The sequence below is a fragment of the Streptococcus suis genome (genome assembly GCF_046032515.1).
In the GTDB taxonomy this organism is placed as follows: domain Bacteria; phylum Bacillota; class Bacilli; order Lactobacillales; family Streptococcaceae; genus Streptococcus; species Streptococcus suis_AL.
Genome location: NZ_JARQPJ010000023.1, coordinates 1 through 20,337, shown reverse-complemented (window position 1 = coordinate 20,337; position 20,337 = coordinate 1). Strand labels below are relative to the sequence as shown.

The window sequence follows — 20,337 nt, the reverse complement described above, 5'->3', positions numbered from 1 at the left end:
GATGAATCTAGAACAAATCAATCAATCATTAAAACTAACTATCCAGGAGCTTGTCACCAAGCTATCTGATGAAATCACCGCTAAGAACCTCATTGCCATTCAATTGGTGGAAAGGGATGAGGAACTTAGCCTATTGCGTAAAGAAAAACAGGAATTGACTGAGCTATTAGAAGTTCAGACAAAACCTGAAGAAGGGAAAGGAGAATAGTTATCATGGCACTTCTCAATATTGACAAAGTAACAGAACCATTTGATTTGGAGACAGCTCTCGCTTACATGCGTAAGAATGGAGAGTTCATTCGTTGTAAGACAGCAGAGCAGGATTTTTACATGTATCTTGAAGAAGTAAGGCGACCTGCCATTAAAAATGGGAAGCGGCAGTTGGTTACAACAGAAACAGTTTGGGCTTTTAATCAGTGGGGTAGTACGACATTAACTCTGAACCTTTCTGATTTATTCCATGAATGTTTTTATCTGATGCGGTTTGATGAGAACGGTCAACCGGATTGGTCAGACCCTACCATTGTGCAGGAAGGTTCAGTAGAAAGTGAGGTGACCGATGAAGGAACTGTTAACTCTTAATAAGATTTTATTTTCCATGATTGGTGGCTTGATTGGTAGTCTATTTGGAGAGTTGGATGGGATCCTATATGCCCTACTTGTCTTCATTATTATTGACTATCTAACAGGAATTTTTGCAGCAATTGTAGAAAAACAGTTGTCGAGTAGTATCGGTTTTCGTGGCATCTTTAAAAAGATAGCCATTTTATTTTTAGTATCACTAGGTCATCTGATTGATACAGCTATTATCAAGCAGGGTGGAACGATTCGAACCATGGTCATTTTCTTTTATCTCAGTAATGAGGGGTTAAGTATTTTAGAAAATACCGTTCGAATTGGTCTACCAATACCTGAGAAACTACAAGCAATCTTAAAACAAATCAACGAGAGGTGAGAAGATATGGGAAAACATCTAGTCATTTGTGGTCATGGGCAAGGGCGAACAGGCTATGATCCTGGAGCTGTGAATGCCAAACTAGGTATTACAGAAGCTGGAAAGGTTCGAGAATTAGCCAAGTTAATGTCTAAGTACAGTGGACAACAGATTGATTTTATTACCGAGCAAAATGTTTATGATTATCGGAGTATTACTAGTATTGGTAAGGGATACGACTCGATTACTGAATTGCACTTCAATGCCTTTAATGGTAGTGCCAAAGGAACAGAAGTCTTGATTCAATCTTCCTTAGAAGCAGATAAGGAAGATATGGCCATTCTATCTCTTCTTTCACGTTATTTCCAAAATCGTGGTATTAAGAAGGTAGATTGGCTCTATAATGCCAACCAAGCAGCAAGTCGTGGATACACCTATCGTTTGGTGGAGATTGCCTTCATCGATAATGAGCAAGATATGGCGATTTATGAGAACAAGAAAGAGGACATTGCGAAAGGTCTTGTATCAGCTATAACAGGAGTTGAAGTCAAGATCATAGTTCCCTCGACCCCCAGTTCAACCGTTGGGAGTTCAGGGGCTCCTTCAAAACCAATCTATCTTGTTGGTGATAGTCTTAGGGTGTTGCCTCATGCGACTCATTATCAGACTGGTCGGAAAATCGCCAACTGGGTCAAGGGGCGCACCTACAAAATCCTCCAAGTAAAAAATGTTCACCAGTCCAACAGTAAGAGAGCTTATCTACTTGATGGAATCAAGTCATGGGTGCTTGAGCAGGATGTAGAAGGAACAACTAAAGGCCATAGTGAGCAGACCTATCAAGCACAGAAAGGCGATACGTATTATGGAATCGCTCGGAAGTTTGGTTTAACAGTTGATGCTCTTCTAGCGGTTAATGGCCTGAAGAAGACGGATATTTTAAGAGTTGGACAAACTCTAAAGGTCAACGCAGCTTCAATGACAACAACCGCTATTCCAACCAGTGTTGCAAGCCGTGTGGTTGCGTCAGCATTATCTAAGGTCGGTCAAAAGGTGACCGTTCCTTCAAACCCTTATGGTGGACAGTGTGTTGCTTTGGTGGATAAGATTGTTCAAGAACTTACGGATAAGAATATGTCCTATACTAATGCCATTGATTGTTTGAAGAAAGCAAAATCAAATGGTTTCCAAGTAATCTACGATGCTTGGGGTGTGAATCCTAAAGCAGGTGATTTTTATGTCATTCAGACGGATGGTTTGGTATATGGTCACATTGGTGTCTGTGTGACGGATTCAGATGGAAAAAGTATTGATGGTGTGGAACAGAATATTGATGGGTATTCTGACCATAATAAGAACGGTATCAATGACCAATTGGAAATTGGTGGCGGTGGTATCACTCGTCGTGTGAAACGTCAATGGATGGCGGATGGTTCACTCTACGATTCAACTGGAACAGTTAAACTCGGTAAGGTTGTAGGTTGGTTTAGAATATCATAATTAAGTAATTAGCCTGGTGGAAACATCAGGCTTTATTTTTTTGCCTTTTTTTTAATAAGTGCGGAAAAATTACTCCAAAACCTACCTAGTAAGGTAGGAGGAATATTTGTATTCCTTGAACTGTGGCATAAATTTATCAGGTCGAATTAGTTGGTCTGATAACTTGACTAATATCCTTTTTAGAGTGATATATAGTGTGCCACTACATAGGAAGGAGAGTAAATGTCCGTAAAGAAGATTAGAGTCAATAAACAAAAACATAAGAAGAGGGTCTGTGCTTACATTCGAGTTTCGACGACCAATGGAACTCAGTTAGATTCATTAGAAAATCAGAAGCAGTATTTTGAAAAACTGTATTCCAATAGAGATGATATTGATTTTATGGGTGTTTATCATGACAGAGGTATATCTGGTTCTAAGGATAATCGTCCAAATTTTCAAGCTATGATTGAAGATTGTCGTAGAGGTAAGATTGATGTTATTCATACCAAGTCAATTGCCCGCTTTGCCAGAAATACGGTTACAGTTCTTGAAATTAGTCGTGAACTGAAGGCAATAGGAGTAGACATATTCTTTGAGGAACAAAACATTCATACCCTTTCAAGTGAGGGGGAAGTGATGCTTTCAGTATTAGCTAGTATTGCAGAGGACGAGTTAAGGAGTATGAGTGGCAATCAACGTTGGGCTTTTCAGAAGAAATTCCAACGAGGAGAGCTGGTCATTAACACCAAGCGATTCTTAGGATACGATTTAGACGAGAATGGTGAGTTGATTATCAATCCAGAAGAAGCTTTGATAGTCAGGAAAATATTTGCACTTTACCTTGAAGGGTATGGTACTCATCGTATTGCCAAACTGTTAAATGAAAAGGGAGTTGCGACGGTTACAGGAGCTAAATGGCATGACACCACAATTCGTCAAATGTTAAGCAATGAAAAATACAACGGTTCAGTCTTATTGCAGAAGTATTTCCATGATGGTGTGAATGGTCCTAAAAAATTGAACCAAGGAGAACTTGAACAATACTTGATAGAAGATAATCATGACGCCATTATTTCAAAAGAAGATTGGCAAAAAGTCCAAGATAAGTTAAATAGTAGAAGATGGCAAAAAGGTAGAAACAAAACCTATAAATTTACTGGGTTGTTAAAGTGTCAGCATTGTGGCTCGACTTTAAAGAGACAAGTTTCCTATAAGAAAAAAATTGTTTGGTGCTGTTCCAAATATATAAAAGAGGGAAAAGTAGCCTGTCAGGGGATGCGAGTGCCAGAAGTAGATATTTCAAATTGGGTGATAACCTCACCAGTTACAGTAATAGAAAGGGATGGAAATGGGGAAAAGTATTACAGTTATTCCGGCCAAGAAAGTGCAGACCAGCGTTCTTCATCAGGTCAGGAAGAAAATCAAAGTAGCCGCATATTGTCGAGTGTCCACCGACCAAGAAGAACAACTATCAAGTTATGAAAACCAAGTTAATTATTACCGAGAGTATATCTCCAAACACGAGGACTATGAGTTAGTTGACATCTATGCGGATGAGGGCATTTCAGCAACCAATACCAAAAAACGTGATGCCTTTAACCGCTTGATACAAGATTGTAGGGCAGGTAAGGTGGATAGGATTTTGGTCAAGTCGATCAGTCGGTTTGCCAGAAACACCCTTGATTGTATCAAGTATGTCCGAGAGCTGAAAGAACTGGGTGTTGGCGTGACTTTTGAGAAGGAGAATATTGACAGCCTAGATTCCAAAGGTGAAGTTCTCCTGACAATCCTTTCTTCCTTGGCACAGGATGAGTCACGTTCCATTTCAGAGAATGCGACATGGGGAATTCGTAAGAAGTTTGAACGCGGTGAGGTGCGCGTGAATACCACAAAGTTCATGGGTTATGACAAGGATGAGAATGGTAGGCTTATCATTAACCCTCAGCAAGCTGAAACAGTTAAATCCATTTACGAGAAATTCTTAGAGGGGTATAGTCCTGAGTCCATAGCAAAGTATTTAAATGATAATGAAATACCTGGTTGGACTGGAAAAGCAAATTGGTATCCAAGTGCTATACAGAAAATGCTTCAAAATGAAAAGTACAAGGGTGATGCCTTATTGCAAAAGACTTTTACCGTTGATTTTCTGACTAAGAAACGAGTTCAAAATGACGGTCAAGTTAACCAATACTATGTAGAAAATAGCCATGAAGCTATTATTGACGAGGAGACTTGGAAGACTGTTCAACTGGAAATGGCTAGACGCAAAACCTACCGAGATGAGCATCAACTCAAATCCTATATCATGCAGAGTAAGGATAACCCCTTTACCACCAAGGTGTTCTGCGGAGCTTGCGGATCTGCTTTTGGACGAAAGAATTGGGCAACCAGCCGAGGGAAACGTAAAGTTTGGCAATGTAACAACCGCTATCGCATTAAGGGAGTGGAAGGGTGTTACAGTAGCCATTTGGATGAAGCGACACTTGAGCAGATTTTCCTAAAGGCATTAGAGCTACTGAGCGAGAACATTGATTTGCTTGATGACAAGTGGGAGAAAATCTTAGCAGAGAATCGACTGCTTGACAAGCACTACAGCATGGCATTGAATGAGCTTCTGAGACAGGAGCAGATTGATTTCAAGCCTTCAGATATGTGCCGAGTGCTAGACCATATCAGTATTGGGCTTGATGGAGAAATCACGGTTCGCTTCCTGGAAGGAACTGAGGTAGAATTATAGAGTAGATGAAAGGCTGTAACGACAGTGGGAAACCATTGTGGTTACAGCCTTTTTTGCGATTTTGTGGTAAAATGATGAATGAACAGTATCAAATCGTTATCGACAAAATTTTACAGTTAGGATGATAAATAATGAATAAAACAGTGATGAACGACGAAATATTATATTGCTTATAAAGCACCATTCATAGAGAAAATTTACGCTGAAATAGGACTATGAAAAATCTAAGTTTATCGAACTTAGCAAACTATAAGTTTCTAAGAGATAAAACCTATAAAACTTGTACGGATATTGTAGGGTAGGAAAAGAAATCTTCCTCTATACTAAAATAAACCGAAAGAAAAGGGGGAATCGAAGTGAATATTATCAAGTCGTTTAACAATACGATTGATTATCTTGAAACAGTTCTTGATGATGAAATTGATGAAAAGAAAGTAACTCAATTATCAGGATACTCTTATTCAATGTTCAGTCGCTTATTTTCTATTCTGACCGAAACAACGCTCTCAGAGTATTTAAGAAGCAGAAGATTGACGGAAGCAGCCGTTATCTTAAGAGATACTGATGAAAAGATTATTGATGTTGCCTTCAAATTTGGATATGAGTCATCAGATTCGTTTGGAACAGCTTTTAAGAATTTTCATGGATTTACTCCTTCAGAGGTGAGAAATGGGAAACCGTTCAAATTAGTTTCACGAGTGCAATTAGCACTTAGTGTAAGAGGAGGAAGAAGTATGAATATTACAATTCAAAAGAAAAAAGCATTTACAGTTGCAGGGATCAATGAACAAAACATCAATTCATCATTATGTCCGAGTGTCTGGGGTAAGCTGTATGAAAAATATAGCCATGATCAGCTTGCAACTTTGGGAGGCGGTCAAAGTGTAGGCGTTTGTCATGATATTTTAGACCTTGATAATCATGATGTTTTAGAATCGAATACAATTAACTATTTGGCAGGCTATATTGTGAATAATGTGGATAAAGCAAGAAGCATAGGCTTAGATGTTTTGGAAGTGGAAGAAGCAGAGTATGCTGTTGTAGAATTAATAGGATCTGTTCCGGATTGTATTCATAACGGATGGAAATATGCGATGGAAGTTTTCTTCCCTGAGCATGGTTATGTTCATTCAGGAAAACCTGACTTTGAATATTATTATGAAGGTGATATGAATAGTAAAGATTATAAAATGGAACTTTGGATTCCGATAACTAAAGCTAAAAAAATATGAAAAACATAGAACTTTACAAGCATTGTACTGCCATTTTGGGAAATATAGTATCGTTCCACAGTATAAATCCAAAATCTCTTTCAATCCCTTTCGTCTATTAGTATAGAAGAAAGCTCTCATCACACGTGGAGTGTGTCGCACTGCTCGTAAAAGCCTTGATTGCAGGGCTTTTTGTATTGAGGTGGGGTAGTATCAGAGTGAGTAAATTTTTGGAGTGGGTAGAAGTGATAGCTAGAAATTATCAGTTTCTATTTCCATTTACCCTGTGGGTACGTGTTTGTTTCCATTGACAAGGAGTTTTTGGGAATAGAAACGTACCCACCGTATAGATGAATTTCAAGCAAGGTTTTGGCTGTGGAAGTCAGTAGAAGTTGATTGATACAAATATACGAATAAAAGTCATTTTTATATAAACATAAACTAAGTGGATAAGGAAGTAGAGCAAGCTATTCATTGACAGATTTAGGATTTTGACTGAAATTCTATAATCGTTTGAACTGTTCAAATTATTAGATAGTTTATATCTAAAAAATTGATTTCAATCATGATATAATAAATATAGAATTTTTTAGAAGGGAATTATACAATGGGTGGTGCAGAACGACTGTTAACAATATTTTTACGTCTTCAAGCTGGAGAGTACTTGACCAAAGCTGAGTTAGCTGAAGAATATGAAGTCAGTGAAAAAACGATTCAAAGAGATTTCTCTTTTTTGGATAGTTTCGTTGAGTCACAGCCATTTTTCATTGGTGAGCTAGAATACATGCATTCTACTTATAAAAGAAATCTTAAGAAAAAATCACGGTTCAATAAAAAAGAAATCTTGGTCATTTCAAAGATTTTGCTAGAAAATAGGGCACTAAACAAAGAAGAAAATGATGCACTATTAGATGGACTCTTATCATTACTTTCTAAAAATGATCAGAAAGAAATTGAAAGGATTATTGCATCAGAAAAACTCAACTATGCTCCATTAACAGACCAACAGCATCGTATTGATAAGGTGTGGACTTTTTCGGAGTATATTCGAAAGGAGCAAATGGTGGAATTCAATTATCTTTCTCCTTATAGAAAAGTTGAGAAAAAACATAATGCTTTGGTTGTTGCATTATATTATGATGATCACTATTTTTATTTAAAGGCTTATGATATTGAAAATCAAGATTATAGAGATTTTAGACTTGATAGGGTAATAACTTGGAAAGACTCAATAGTTGAGTAACCTAGAATTGAGTACCGAGATTTATATAAAGATGGAGAACACCGTAATTTTAAAGTAGATGCGTTCTCAGGTAAGTCAATAACATTTAAAATTCGCTATACAAATGATCCCAATATTATTTTAGACAAATTTCCAAAGGCGAAAGTGATTAAATCTGATGAAGATAGTTGTGAAATTTCTATTGAAAGTCAAAACACTTTGGGACTAAAGAGGTACATTATAAGTCAGCTAGATGGATTAACAGTCCTATCTCCTCAGTCCTTTGCTGATGATATCAAAGAAACTTTAGAAAAAATGTTAAATAATTATTTTTAATTAACACATGGACATCTCATGTCCATGTGTTTTTCTATAATGGACTTATCAAAAGAAAGGGAGCTATAGAAATGCTGCAGAAACAAACAACTATATCATACAAAGTTAGTCGTCAACTAAAAGAAGCACTGTTTAAATTACAAGAGATTATTCCAACAAAAGATTATAAAATCATTGAATCGCAAGATATATTGATGGCAATTTTATCTGTGGCAGATACTGGTATGGGTTATGCATTAGGATATCATTCATTGACGAGGACTAAGCTCCAAACAGAACTTAAAAATAGCGTTTTGGTTGAAGAAAGAAGTCAATTAGACTCAAATATCGATGATGAATTTGATAGCTATAGAAAAAAACAAAAGATAAGAAATAAAATTATTAATTATCCAGTAGAAATTATTGAAAAACCTGTATCACTAAATTTCTTCGTAGAATGTGATAAATTCCCTATTTCTGAGTATGTGAAGAAGATATTTGACTTTGCTGAAGAAATGCGCCAACAAAATTCGCCAGATGGGGTCATTGATTCGTACTGGTTATTAGTAGGTATCAGTCAAATGTCAGAAACAAATGCTAACCATATTATCTATAAGCAACACCTCTTAACTGGTGATCCTAGATATTGTCATGATAAATTAGATGCTATTTTCACATCTGTACGCATTGGAATTAGAAATTTTGTTGATGGTAAAGCAGAGCAAGAACGTGCTGAACAAAGTAAAAAAGCAGCTAGAATTACGAGCAAACTGTCTGATCCAAACTATTCATTACTACAAGACATTGCTACTGACATCACACTTATGGCTAAAAATGGTGAGTTAATGGAAGTAGTTGGTAGAGATCAGGAAATTCGTAAGGTTGAAATTGCCCTTACCAGACGTGATAAAAACAATGTCGTTCTACTGGGTGATGGTGGTGTGGGGAAATCTGCTATTGTTGACGGAATTGCAATGCGAATTGCTAACAGTGAAGTTGCCTCGTTAAAAGGAAAACGTATTTTACAATTCAGTCTAAATGACTTATATTCTGTATTGAATGGAGACTATAACAGAGGAATTTTACGCTTCATTGAGGAAATAAAGCGAGAGAAAGATGTCATCTTATTTGTTGATGAGATTCATATTCTGGGTCGTGATAAAGCATTAACAGATGCCTTTAAACCAATTATGGCTCGAGGTGATTTTCGAATTATTGGCGCAACTACAACAAGGGAATGGGGATTATATATAGCAAGTGACTCAGCTCTTGTCCGTCGTTTTGAACAAATTATAGTTGATGAGCCAAATATTGATGACGCCATTAAGATTGTCAAAAAAGTAGCTCCAGCATATGAGAATTTCCACCGAGTAAATTTTGAAGGTGATAGTATTGAATTAGCTGTGCGACTGGCAAAAAAATATTTATCAAAAGGTAAACTGCCTGATTCAGCGTTTACGGTAATCGACAATGCTGGTGCGTTGGTGCGAATTGAAGCAGAACAGGGCGTTGAATTGCTAGAAGACTATCAAACGCAAGTCGGTCAATTAAAAGAAAAGCTCGAATTAGCTCAATCAATTGAGTATAACGAAGAAGAAGTCAATCTAATTCGTCAAGAATTAAACAATTTGACTGGTAAATTTCAGCAGTCAAGGAATGACTTGACTTCTCATATTTATGATTTGAAAATCACTGAGGAAATCATCAAAAAGGTTGTTGAACAGAAGGCATCTAAAAATGTCAAAATTGAGGATATGAAGGTTGGTAAAAGTGCGGAAGAGCAAGAGCGTTTGCGTCTCTCAAAACTGAAAGAAACACTTGCTGAGAAGGTCATTGGACAAACTGAAGCAACGGATGCAGTTGCCGAAGCGGTTATTCGTTCCAAAACTGGTTTCAGAAATCCTAAGCGACCAATTGGTGTCTTTCTTTTTCTTGGTACCAGTGGAGTTGGGAAAACGGAAACGGCAAAAGTTCTCTCTGAACAATTAACTGGAGACAGTGCTGACTTGGTAAGAATTGATATGTCTGAGTATCAGCAAGAGCATGAAGTCGCAAAACTCATTGGAGCGCCTCCTGGGTATGTTGGCTATGGACAAGGCGGACTATTAACTTCAGCTGTTCAATCCAATCCTAATGCCGTAGTATTGTTTGATGAGATAGAGAAGGCCCACCCAAAGGTGTTCGACTTAATGCTACAAGTATTTGATGATGGTCATTTGACGGATAGTAATGGCCGAAAAGTTGATTTTTCAAATACCCTAATTATTTTGACATCAAATCTAGGCTTAAACGCCTTGAAGCGAGATAAGCTAGTAGGATTTGGTCGCACTCAATCATCAGAACTTGAGGCAGAAAGTGTTCGTGAACACACCTTGGATGCAGTGCAACAGTTTTTTAGACCAGAGCTCTTAAATCGAATCGATGAGATTGTAACATTTAAGCCATTTACTGAAAAGTCACTATTGCAGATCACAAAGTTGTTGCTAAACAAAGAGATTGAACTCATAAAAGAACAGAATTATGAGCTTGAATTTACCAAAGCAGCAGTCAATTTGATTGCAAAGTTGACTTACGATCCAACAAATGGGGCTCGACCAATTCGACGTGGTATCTCAAAATTAGTTGAAACTCCACTGTCAGAGAAAATCATAAAAGGTCTTGTTGATAAAGGCGATAAGATGGTAGTTGGTGCAAAGGCTGACAAATTAATATTCAAAGTTATAAAGAGCAAAGATACTTAAAAAAGGAGGGATACTATGGGACTTTCTTATGCACCTGACTATACTTGGACAGAACATTTTGCTAAAAGAGCTTTAGAGAGATTCGGAGTTGAAAATGAAAAACTTGCCAAATGGGTAGGAAGGCAACGTGGTAGTCTTACCCTATACTCGACTGAGTCAGGTACTCAACCTGAAATGAAAAAATATATATCAGATGATGGTATCATTTTTGTTTGCAATACACTAGAGTTAACGTTTGTCACTTGCTATGAAGCAAATGATATTTTAAATGGAGGAAAAAAAGTTACTATTCATGAAAACAATGTAGATTTATTCATGGAGGAAGCAAAAAAACTAGCACACAAATATAGGTTAAAAGACAGTCAAGAAATGTTACTGAGTGTGGAGGAACATATTGATGTTTTTTATAAGCTATGTCATAAACTAATGAATGGTCGATTGACAGAGAAGAATTACTTACTCTTGCAATCGTTAATCGATGAATTTCATATAGTCAAGTCAGCTTTACGCGTTATTGAAACGAAGAGGTGTGACTTTAAAATTTATCAAGAGTGAAATAAATATTCAAATTTTTGTTATAATTTATTTGGAGAATTTAATTTGGAAACAGAAAGCAATAAAAAGAATATAGGTAAAAATTGTGAAGAGATTATTAAAACTATTTATGTTGGTGAATTTGTATCATTGACGATTGAGCAGTTAATGACGTTAAGTGGAGAAGATTTAAATCGTTTATCAGTGATGATAAATGATTATTCACAACTTATCAAATTAGCTTGAACAAGAAAAAGAATAGATAGCGAGGAATGAATTTATATGGTTGTACAAACAGATTTTGAAATATTTGAGCTAGATAATCAAGAAGCAATAAATGAGTTTCATAGAAAGTATTATGGAGGAACTTCGTTTAATTTGACTATAAAAGATATACAAACATTGATGAGAGGAAAATCGATAGGTTGGACAGATGCCAACTTAGAGTATTCACATGTGATTTCTTTAGATGATGAAGCTAAAACGTATTTGACAAATATGGTAATGGAAAATGGAAATGGCGATTAAAATGGTGTTGAAGGAAAACTATAAAGATTTATTTCACATATCGGTTGAAGACTATGAAAAAGCTGCCGTCCACTATGATGAGTATTTAGCGATTTTTCATGACTTGGTGAATGGAGATGTTTTTGATCGCGATAATCTACGAATACGGATTGAGGATTCAAACCCATGGAAAAAGTCTGGCTATTTTGAAGGTGAGTATGAATTTAATAGTTTGGCTGGTACAGATTGTGATATTCTAGCTCCCCTGTTGATTGAGAATATTGAAAGTCTTGAACAATCAGAAAAAAAGGACGCCAAAACGATTGTACAAGATAGATTTAAAGATTTTGAACATGCTTTTGATGGCAATTTTATTAATCCACGAGTTATTTTGTTAGGGATTAATCCTAAAATGTCCTCCAAGCATGATTCGTATGGGTTAGAAAATACTGTTTACAAAGAACCGTTTGATGCAAATCGTTCAATCCTCAAAAATGCTTATTATTACGGTGACAGCAGTATTTTCTATGCTAAAATGCAAAATGATCATACCTTCAAAAAAATTCACTCCGAAATGATTTGTAAAAAGGACAAAGTTACGCCCGTAGCTCTTTGGGAATTTTTTCCTTATGCATCTGAAAAAGAAACTGTCTGGCAGAAAGACTACCCTATCTCTAAACCGCTGAAACAATATTTTCAATTAAAAAAAATATTGCCAAGTCAAATCTGGATGGTATGCTTGCTAACCTATGCCATAAGGTCTTCAGAAAAACTCTTTTTGTTTTTGAGAAAGAATAACAAGGAATTCCGAAATAATTTTTTAAACAAATATTTTGAAGTAATTCATGTATTGGAAAATAAACAGATAACAGTTCTATCAAAGAAATCAGGCTCATCGAAATACCTCTCAAATGGTAATGTAAAACCATTCTTTAAGGGAACATCAACTAATGTTCGAACTGACACAGTTGAAAACTTCTTTGAGGATCTATGGGGCATTCCATCTAGTGTTAAATAAAAGAGTATAAGTGATATGACAACGATTGATTTTAAAAAAGTATACGAAGAAGAGTTTTTGAAACTAAATGCTAAGCAAAAAGAGGCCGTTGAAACAGTGGAGGGACCTGTTATGGTTATTGCCGGTCCTGGTACAGGTAAGACCCAGATTCTCTCTCGTCGTGTAGCCAATATCTTGTTAAACTACGATACAAATCCTGAAGAGATTGTGTGCTTGACCTATACTGAAGCGGGGGCGACAGAGATGCTCGACCGCCTAGAAAATCTACTTGGTGAACGTGGGAGAAATGTTCGTGTTTCAACTATACATGCTTTCTGTAGTGCCATAATTCTTGCCAATCCAGATTATTTTGAAAATCAGCCTAAAATAATCTCTACCGCTGTTCAATTTGAAATCCTTAAAGAAGTTATGGATGAATATATTCAAGAAGGTGATGCACTTTATAAGAATTCAGGTGATAGGTATTCATCAAAAGACCAGCTTCTTGACCTATTGTCACGAATGAAACGTCAGCTATTAGAGAAAGCTGATATTAAAGGTGAAGTTGACGAATATTTGAAAACTATCGAATTTGCAGCACCAGGAGATGAACTGTACAAGAAATTTCGATACGCTAGAAAGACTACAAATAAAAATACTGGGGTCGTCTATCAAGCTGGTGATTTAAAACCTGATTTTGAAAAAGAAAAATCAAAATTTGATAAAGTAATCAATGGCGCTGAAATTATCGAAAAATATCGTGAAAAATTATCTGAAAAAAATTATTTTGATTTTGACGATATGATTTTGTGGACTAAAGGTTTGTTGGAACAGAACCCGGAATTCCAACGGGTAGTGGCAGGTGGCATTAAATATCTTTTTGTGGATGAGTTCCAAGATACGTCTGTCATTCAGAATGAATTGGTAGATCTGTTGGTCGTAGGTAAAGACAAGCCGAATATCTTTGTAGTGGGAGATGATGATCAAAGTATCTACCGATTCCAAGGTGTCAGTGCAACAAACATTGAGGATTTTGGGAATAAGTATCATCCAGTAGAGATTATCTTAGAAGAAAACTACCGTTCTTCGCAAGCTATAATTGATGCTGCGAAACAATTGATTAGCCATAATCCTAGAAGAGAAAAACACCTTCATGCTGCTGGTAAAAATAAAGATTATGCTACAAAACCTCCTACTCTGACAAAATATGAAACAGAGTACTCGGAGATGGTTGGTGTCTTAAATGGCGTCAAGGAACTAATCGATAATGATGTAACACCTTCAGAAATTGGTATCATTTATGGTCGTAATGCCTATGGTAAGAAACTTGCAAAACTATTCAGGGAAAATGGTGTCCCGGTCCATATCAAAATTGAAGAAGTTTTGTTTGACGATCCATTCTTCAAAAAACTACACGCTGTTCTTCAGTATCTTAGTGGAACTAATCGTGATTTAAGAGAACTCCGTAAACTTCTTTACTTTGATTTCTTTGGTGTGCCTATTACAGACTTAGTTGAAATGCGTAATGCTAAGAATATTGAAGAAGTAAGATCGGATATAGTTATTAAATTGGATAAGGAAATCGAAAAACTTCGACACAAGATATTAAACTCGAAACAATATCATTCACCGATGTATGTCTTGCAACAGATTGTAAAAACTTTTGAGATTGATACCTACATCATGCAATCACCAGAGAAGTATCACTTGGTATCTGTTTTAACGGCTTTGTATGAATTGATGTTGAATGAAGTATTTATCAAATCTGAGTTTAGTTTGACAGATTTCCTTGATTGTATCGTTGGCTTAAAAGCGATGAAAATTGAGATTCCAATCAACGAAATTGAAACAAGTCCTGAGAATTGTGTTAACTTAATGACGGCTCACGGCTCAAAGGGGTTAGAGTTTGACTATGTCTTTATGGTTAAGTGTAATGATGGTAAGAGGGGAGTGAAGTGGCCAGGAGGTGAAAATAACTCAGGAAGTTTCTCTTATCCGCCAAATTTGAATGGTAAAGAGGACAATGAGTCAGAACTTAAATTACAGGAAGAACGTCGCCTTTTCTATGTAGCAATGACTAGAGCCAAAAAAGAACTCCGTCTAACTTATAATGGTGAGAACGATAAAACACACTTTATTGATGAATTCCACGGTCACTATAAAGAAAATAGTTCCAACGAGGAATTTGCAGAATTAAGCAACCAATCAGTAAGAGCTCCGTCTCTAGCTGAGGAAACCCTCAAGGAAGTTGTCGCTGATTTTAGTTTGAGCGTTAGTACTTTGAATAGTTTTCTGAAATGTCCACTTAGCTTTTACTTCAATAAAGTTCTGAGACTTCCTTCTGAAGGGAATGAAGCGATGACATTTGGAAGTATTGTTCATGAAACCTTAGAAGGCATTTATGTATCAGATAAAGATGACTCTCAAGAATTAACTTCAAAATCAATTTTACCTAAAGATGAAATAGTGAAACGTTTTGAAGAAATCTTTGAACGTGAATCTTGGAAGTTGCCAACTGAACGTGCGCGTAAGGATGATTATGCACGTGGTCTTTCAATCATTGACAATTTTTACAACGCTGCAGATTATCTCAAACCAGGTAAGGTAGCTGTTGAAAAAAATATTCAAGATATTAAATTCGGAGATATTAAGAACACAACTGTTGATTTATCGGAAGTCGCTGATTTTACAATCAATGGTAAGATTGATAAAATTGAAATTGACGGTGATATTATCCGTGTGATTGACTACAAGACAGGAAGTGCTAAAAATGCTGCTAAGAAGTTAGAAGTTCCTGGAGATAAATCACTTGAGGGAGAAGATTACTGGCGACAGGCAGTGTTCTACTACATCTTAGTCACAAATTCTGATATTGATTTATTTGATAAACAAGTTCGTGTACAGTATGTGTTTGTCGAAGATGAAACTGATCCAAAAGGTTTCTCATTCACCTCAGAAATTGAGATTACGGAAGAAGATATCAATGTTGTTTTGGAGCAAATAAAAGGCGCCTTACTTCAGATTCAAGCTGGTAACTTCACTTGTGGTTGTGGTATTTTCGAGGAGAAAAAGAAACCAAATGGGTTAACCATTTATCCATGTGACTACTGCGTCCAAGCTACCCTTAATGCTGAACCGTTACTTGACAACAGTCGGGCTATCGAGGTAGCAAGTTACCAACAAGCAGTTAAATCATTCAAGAGTCTTAGTGTCAGTACCCTAAATCGATTCTTGAACTGTTCTAATAGTTTCTACTTTGACAATGTCTTGAAGTTGACAGGAGTAGCAGGGTTGAAACCAGCTGCTAAAGAGTATGTAAGTAAAGTTGAAGTGAATCATGCACCAACTGGTCCTGTGTTTGGGACAGTAATGCACGAGACTATGGAGAAAATCTATAAAGAAAATCTCCAGACAGATGGAGCAATTGCTGCCTTTGATAAATCACTGTCTATTCATGAAGCTGAGATCATTGATACGATGAGTACCAAAGAAATGAAAGAGTGTGGTCACAAACTTATCAAGAATCTATTTGAAAGCTATATACCCGATAGCTGTAAAGATGTGAAACTTGAAGAGGAAATCCATGTCACTCTTGACGATAATCTTCCAATCAATGGTATCATAGATAAACTTGAATTTGATGGTGACACTGTTCGTGTTGTAGACTATAAAACTGGTTCTGCGCAACGCGGTATTGAAGAACTTGCAGTAGGTGGCAATTATTGGCGTCAGGCAGTCTATTACAATATCCTACTTGAGGAAAGTCCAAATATTGATACGGATGGGAAAACGATTGAAACTCGATATATCTTTTTAGACGATGATTCTCAGGAAACCGGTTATTCAATTCATGATGTGGAAGTTGCACTTGATGATATCACAACTGTGAAACAACAAATCCAAGCCTTTTGGCAACAAGTGAGAACATTTGATTTTACAGGGCACTGTGGTAAGGAAGACTGTGATTTCTGTAAACTAGGAGAGTATGTAGATTTTAAGCAATTAAAAAATTAAATCAACAGGAGTTACTATGGCTAGAACGATAGATGAATTGACATATTATGCTAAATTATTGTCAAAGTTACATTATAAAAAGTATGAATTTTATGTAGTTTCTAGGATTATTCATCTTTTGAATGATAGTGAGATTCAATTTACTACCCAGCAGGTAGTTAGAAAGTCTGACGGGAAACGCTATTTGATTGATCTCTATTTTCCTCAATTTAGATTAGCTGTTGAAGTTGATGAAGAATACCATAAATCTCAAATTGAGAATGATCAATTGCGAGAACGTGAAGTTGTTGCTTACGCTAATGTAGATTTTAAAAGAATAGATTGTAGTAATGAGTCTAGTTTAGAAACTGTTCATGAAGACATCGATAACTTGGTAAATCATATTAGAGAATTGAAAAATACTAAGCAAGATTTTGTACCATATTCGTATGCGGAAGAATTCTCAGTTGAAAAGTGGAAGAAACTTGGAACTATTTCTGTTGATGATAATGCAAAGTTTAAAACACATGTAGACGTGCTAAAATTATTTGGAAAAGATCTCGATCAACATCAGAGAGGAACGTCGCCACTGAATAATTCTATTCAGGTATGGTTTCCAAAACTGTATGACAATGGTGATTGGAAAAATTCACTTTCAGAGGATGGTACTAAGATTTTCCAATCCAGAGTCGCCAGAGTCGATAGTAAAATGAAGGTAAGTGCAATTAAAGATTCAATTGTTTTTGCTCATCAAAAAGATGTTCTTGGGAATATCTATTATACCTTTAAAGGTGTTTATCGCTGTATAAAACACACTGAGGATACAATTGAATATGAACGTATTTCTTCTAAAATTTTTTTAAGTGACTACTTATAGCAGATAAAAAACGAACCAAACGGACCTGAATTGGTTCGTTTTAAATTGGGCATTTCACAAAAGCCTATCTTCCTTGGGAGAAATAGTGATATAATTGAGAGAGTAAAGGAGTGTTCATATGCCCAATCCTCAAGTATCCTCTATAACCGTATCACTTTTTAGTTTTATGTTGCCGATGATTTCAATTGACATAAACGTAGAAGAAAAATTGGTAAGTATCCAAAAATTTCCTGAGACAGAAGCAGAGATAAAAACAATCTCCAATCTCCGATTATTTTTCTTCTTAAATCAATTAAAACGTGTGAAACTGTCTGAATGGAAGGAATATTATTCAAATGAGATTGAGATTTTAGATGGTACTCAGTGGAATGTATCATTTGTCATGAATGGAAGAACTTACAATTGCTCGGGCGACAATAATTTTCCAAGAGAATGGACGTTGTTTTGTAGGGCAATAAATAGATTAGTAAAGTACAATTACCTAGAATAATTGTGCTTTTTCTTTGGAGGGAAAATGCCAAGAAGACCAAGCACACCTTGTAAACAAAATGGTTGTCCTAACCTAGTACCTTATGGTCACAAGTATTGTGACAACCATAAAGCAAACTACCAACTGGATACCAAGTCAACCAAAGCCAAAGGATACAATGCCCAGTGGAACAAAGAACGACTTCGTTACTTAAAAGTTCATCCTCTCTGTGTTCAATGCAAAGTCAAAGGTCGATTGACCAAGGCAACAGTGGTTGACCATATCACACCCCATCGAGGAGACCAAGAACTCTTTTGGAATCAATCTAACTGGCAAGCACTTTGTAAGTCTTGTCATGATAGGAAGACCAAGACGACTGACTGATATGTGGAGTATACGTATCGATTTTAGTCTTGGAGTTTTGTTACAAAAGTATCTCATTATTCACTCATTGGGGGAGGGCGGATGAAATCTCTAAACCCTTGGGAGACTAAGACCGACGCCCCCTCAAATGTGCAATTTCGCAAAATTCGCAAGCGGGTACATTAAAATCGCTCAATTATTACGTTCGTTCCCACCGTTATCACATTTCTAATGTGGGGATGTAGCGTTCCAAAGTATGTCATTTTGGTAATAAAATAGTGAAAAAGGCTAGAAACAATGTAGAAAATAGTTGTTTTTAGTCCTTTTTTGATGGAAAGGAAAACAAATGGACGAAAGTTAACGCAAACAAATCTGGAAAATGCGAGCAGAAGGTCTTGGCTATGGCTTAATCGGCAGGGCTACAGGTCTATCTAGAGATTCAGTTAAGAAATACTGTAAACGAAATCCAGCATTGCTTGGTCATGGTGCTGCTACAAAGCAGATGGCAAAAGCCGACCAGAATGATGGACTTCGCTGCCCACAGTGTTATCAGCTACTATCAATCCAAAAAACTGGAAGACCAAAGAAGTTCTGTTCGGATAAGTGTCGTAAGGTTTGGTGGACAACTCATTCTGACGAACACGATAAATCAAAAACTGCATATGAAGATTTGACTTGCCAACAATGTGGCAGGTCATTTTTATCTTATGCCAATCCAAATAGAAAATTTTGTAGCCATTCGTGTTACATTCAATCACGCTTTTATAAAGGAGAAACCAATGACAAGTCAACCAACAATGGAAATTAGAGAAATTCGATTGTCTGAACTACACCCAGCCTCTTACAATCCTCGAAAAAAACTCAAAAAGGGTGACAAGGAGTATGAAAAGATTAAGCAAAGCCTACTCAAGTTTGGCTATGTTGACCCTATCATTGTCAATAAAGACCTTACGGTAATTGGTGGTCATCAACGATTGACTGTATTGAAGGACTTAGACTATGAAACCGCCAAATGTGTCATTGTCGATTTATCAAAGGAAGATGAAAAGGCATTAAACATCGCCCTTAACAAAATCACCGGACAATGGGATGACCAGCTTTTGGCGGACTTGCTTTTGGATTTACAGGAATCGGATTTCAATCTCGACCTGACTGGTTTTGAACCACCAGAAATTGATGACATCCTATCAAATGTCCATGATAAAGACCTATCAGATGATGACTTTGATGTTGAAGAGGAATTGAAGAAAACCACCTTTTCAAAACAAGGAGATATTTGGCAACTTGGTAAGCATCGAGTGATTTGTGGAGACTCTACGAAAGCCGAAATATATGACAAACTGTTAGGTGATAAAAAGGCAAATTTGGTTGTGACAGACCCTCCCTATAATGTTGATGTAGAAGAAACAGCTGGAAAGATTCTCAATGATAATATGCCAGATAGTGAATTTTACCAGTTTCTTTTTGACATGTTCACTCAGGTAGAAAAACATATAGAATCTGATGCCTCTATCTATGTATTTCATGCGGATACAGAAGGATTGAACTTCCGTAAGGCATTTAAGGATGCTGGTTTTTATCTCAGTGGATGTTGCATTTGGAAGAAGAACTCATTAGTGCTTGGACGTAGTCCATACCAGTGGCAACATGAACCATGTCTCTTTGGCTGGAAACAAAAGGGAAAACATCAATGGTTTAGTGACCGTAAACAGACGACCATTTGGGAATATGACCGCCCTAAATCCAGTAAAGACCACCCAACGATGAAACCAATTCCTCTGATGGCCTATCCTATTCAAAATTCATCGATGCGAGGAACGCTTGTCCTAGATCCATTCCTTGGTTCTGGTTCGACCCTAATTGCCGCAGACCAAACTGGAAGGGTTTGTTACGGCATTGAGTTGGATGAGAAGTTTGTGGATGTCATTGTCAAACGTTATATAGAGTCAACAGGAAAT

Annotated in this window: 18 protein-coding genes and 1 pseudogene; all 19 read left to right on the top strand. The window is 36.6% G+C overall.

The genetic code is table 11. From position 1 onward, the window contains the following. Position 1 precedes the first annotated feature (1 nt). Complete coding sequence (locus P7J49_RS09515; protein WP_002943561.1) at positions 2–208, top strand: hypothetical protein; 207 nt, start codon at positions 2–4, stop codon at positions 206–208. Between the two features lie 5 nt (positions 209–213). After that, positions 214–582, top strand: coding sequence for a hypothetical protein (locus P7J49_RS09510; RefSeq protein WP_024407620.1), 369 nt, complete (start codon positions 214–216; stop codon positions 580–582). Then, on the top strand, positions 560–955 hold the full coding sequence (locus P7J49_RS09505; RefSeq protein ID WP_018374757.1) for a holin family protein: 396 nt from the start codon (positions 560–562) through the stop codon (positions 953–955). The genes P7J49_RS09510 and P7J49_RS09505 overlap by 23 nt, the downstream gene beginning before the upstream one ends. Before the next feature lie 6 nt (positions 956–961). Beyond that, positions 962–2,431, top strand: coding sequence for a LysM peptidoglycan-binding domain-containing protein (locus tag P7J49_RS09500; protein WP_253216091.1), 1,470 nt, complete (start codon positions 962–964; stop codon positions 2,429–2,431). A gap of 222 nt (positions 2,432–2,653) precedes the next feature. Beyond that, positions 2,654–3,895, top strand: coding sequence for a recombinase family protein (locus P7J49_RS09495; RefSeq protein ID WP_408570537.1), 1,242 nt, complete (start codon positions 2,654–2,656; stop codon positions 3,893–3,895). After that, the gene (locus P7J49_RS09490) at positions 3,858–5,150 is read left to right on the top strand and encodes a recombinase family protein (RefSeq protein WP_408570545.1); all 1,293 of its coding nucleotides are present in this window, start codon (positions 3,858–3,860) and stop codon (positions 5,148–5,150) included. Before P7J49_RS09495 ends, P7J49_RS09490 begins: the two co-directional genes overlap by 38 nt. A gap of 356 nt (positions 5,151–5,506) precedes the next feature. Continuing rightward, the gene (locus P7J49_RS09485; protein ID WP_170240186.1) at positions 5,507–6,382 is read left to right on the top strand and encodes a GyrI-like domain-containing protein; all 876 of its coding nucleotides are present in this window, start codon (positions 5,507–5,509) and stop codon (positions 6,380–6,382) included. Positions 6,383–6,968: 586 nt separating this feature from the next. After that, positions 6,969–7,919, top strand: a pseudogene (locus tag P7J49_RS09480) (helix-turn-helix transcriptional regulator). Between the two features lie 71 nt (positions 7,920–7,990). Beyond that, entirely contained in the window at positions 7,991–10,639 is a 2,649-nt protein-coding gene (locus tag P7J49_RS09475; RefSeq protein ID WP_408570536.1) for an AAA family ATPase, read from the top strand. A 15-nt stretch (positions 10,640–10,654) separates the two neighbouring features. After that, positions 10,655–11,194, top strand: coding sequence for a hypothetical protein (locus P7J49_RS09470; protein ID WP_024380472.1), 540 nt, complete (start codon positions 10,655–10,657; stop codon positions 11,192–11,194). A 45-nt stretch (positions 11,195–11,239) separates the two neighbouring features. Beyond that, positions 11,240–11,419 (top strand): hypothetical protein, encoded by a 180-nt coding sequence (locus P7J49_RS09465; RefSeq protein ID WP_024380471.1) that lies wholly within the window; start codon positions 11,240–11,242, stop codon positions 11,417–11,419. A 36-nt stretch (positions 11,420–11,455) separates the two neighbouring features. Continuing rightward, complete coding sequence (locus P7J49_RS09460) at positions 11,456–11,701, top strand: hypothetical protein (protein WP_024380470.1); 246 nt, start codon at positions 11,456–11,458, stop codon at positions 11,699–11,701. Further along, a complete protein-coding gene (locus tag P7J49_RS09455) occupies positions 11,691–12,698 on the top strand; it encodes a hypothetical protein (protein WP_408570535.1) in 1,008 nt (335 codons plus the stop codon). Before P7J49_RS09460 ends, P7J49_RS09455 begins: the two co-directional genes overlap by 11 nt. Before the next feature lie 15 nt (positions 12,699–12,713). Then, positions 12,714–16,691 carry an ATP-dependent helicase gene (locus tag P7J49_RS09450; protein ID WP_408570534.1) on the top strand — a complete coding sequence of 1,326 codons (3,978 nt, stop codon included), beginning with the start codon at positions 12,714–12,716 and terminating at the stop codon, positions 16,689–16,691. A gap of 16 nt (positions 16,692–16,707) precedes the next feature. After that, entirely contained in the window at positions 16,708–17,547 is an 840-nt protein-coding gene (locus tag P7J49_RS09445) for an AbaSI family restriction endonuclease (RefSeq protein ID WP_125183313.1), read from the top strand. A 118-nt stretch (positions 17,548–17,665) separates the two neighbouring features. Further along, a complete protein-coding gene (locus P7J49_RS09440; protein ID WP_408570533.1) occupies positions 17,666–18,037 on the top strand; it encodes a hypothetical protein in 372 nt (123 codons plus the stop codon). A gap of 24 nt (positions 18,038–18,061) precedes the next feature. After that, on the top strand, positions 18,062–18,400 hold the full coding sequence (locus tag P7J49_RS09435) for an HNH endonuclease (RefSeq protein ID WP_408570532.1): 339 nt from the start codon (positions 18,062–18,064) through the stop codon (positions 18,398–18,400). Positions 18,401–18,758: 358 nt separating this feature from the next. After that, entirely contained in the window at positions 18,759–19,187 is a 429-nt protein-coding gene (locus tag P7J49_RS09430; RefSeq protein WP_408570531.1) for a helix-turn-helix domain-containing protein, read from the top strand. Then, a partial coding sequence (locus P7J49_RS09425; protein WP_408570530.1) for a site-specific DNA-methyltransferase occupies positions 19,159–20,337 on the top strand: 1,179 nt, incomplete at its 3' end. The genes P7J49_RS09430 and P7J49_RS09425, both read left to right, overlap by 29 nt.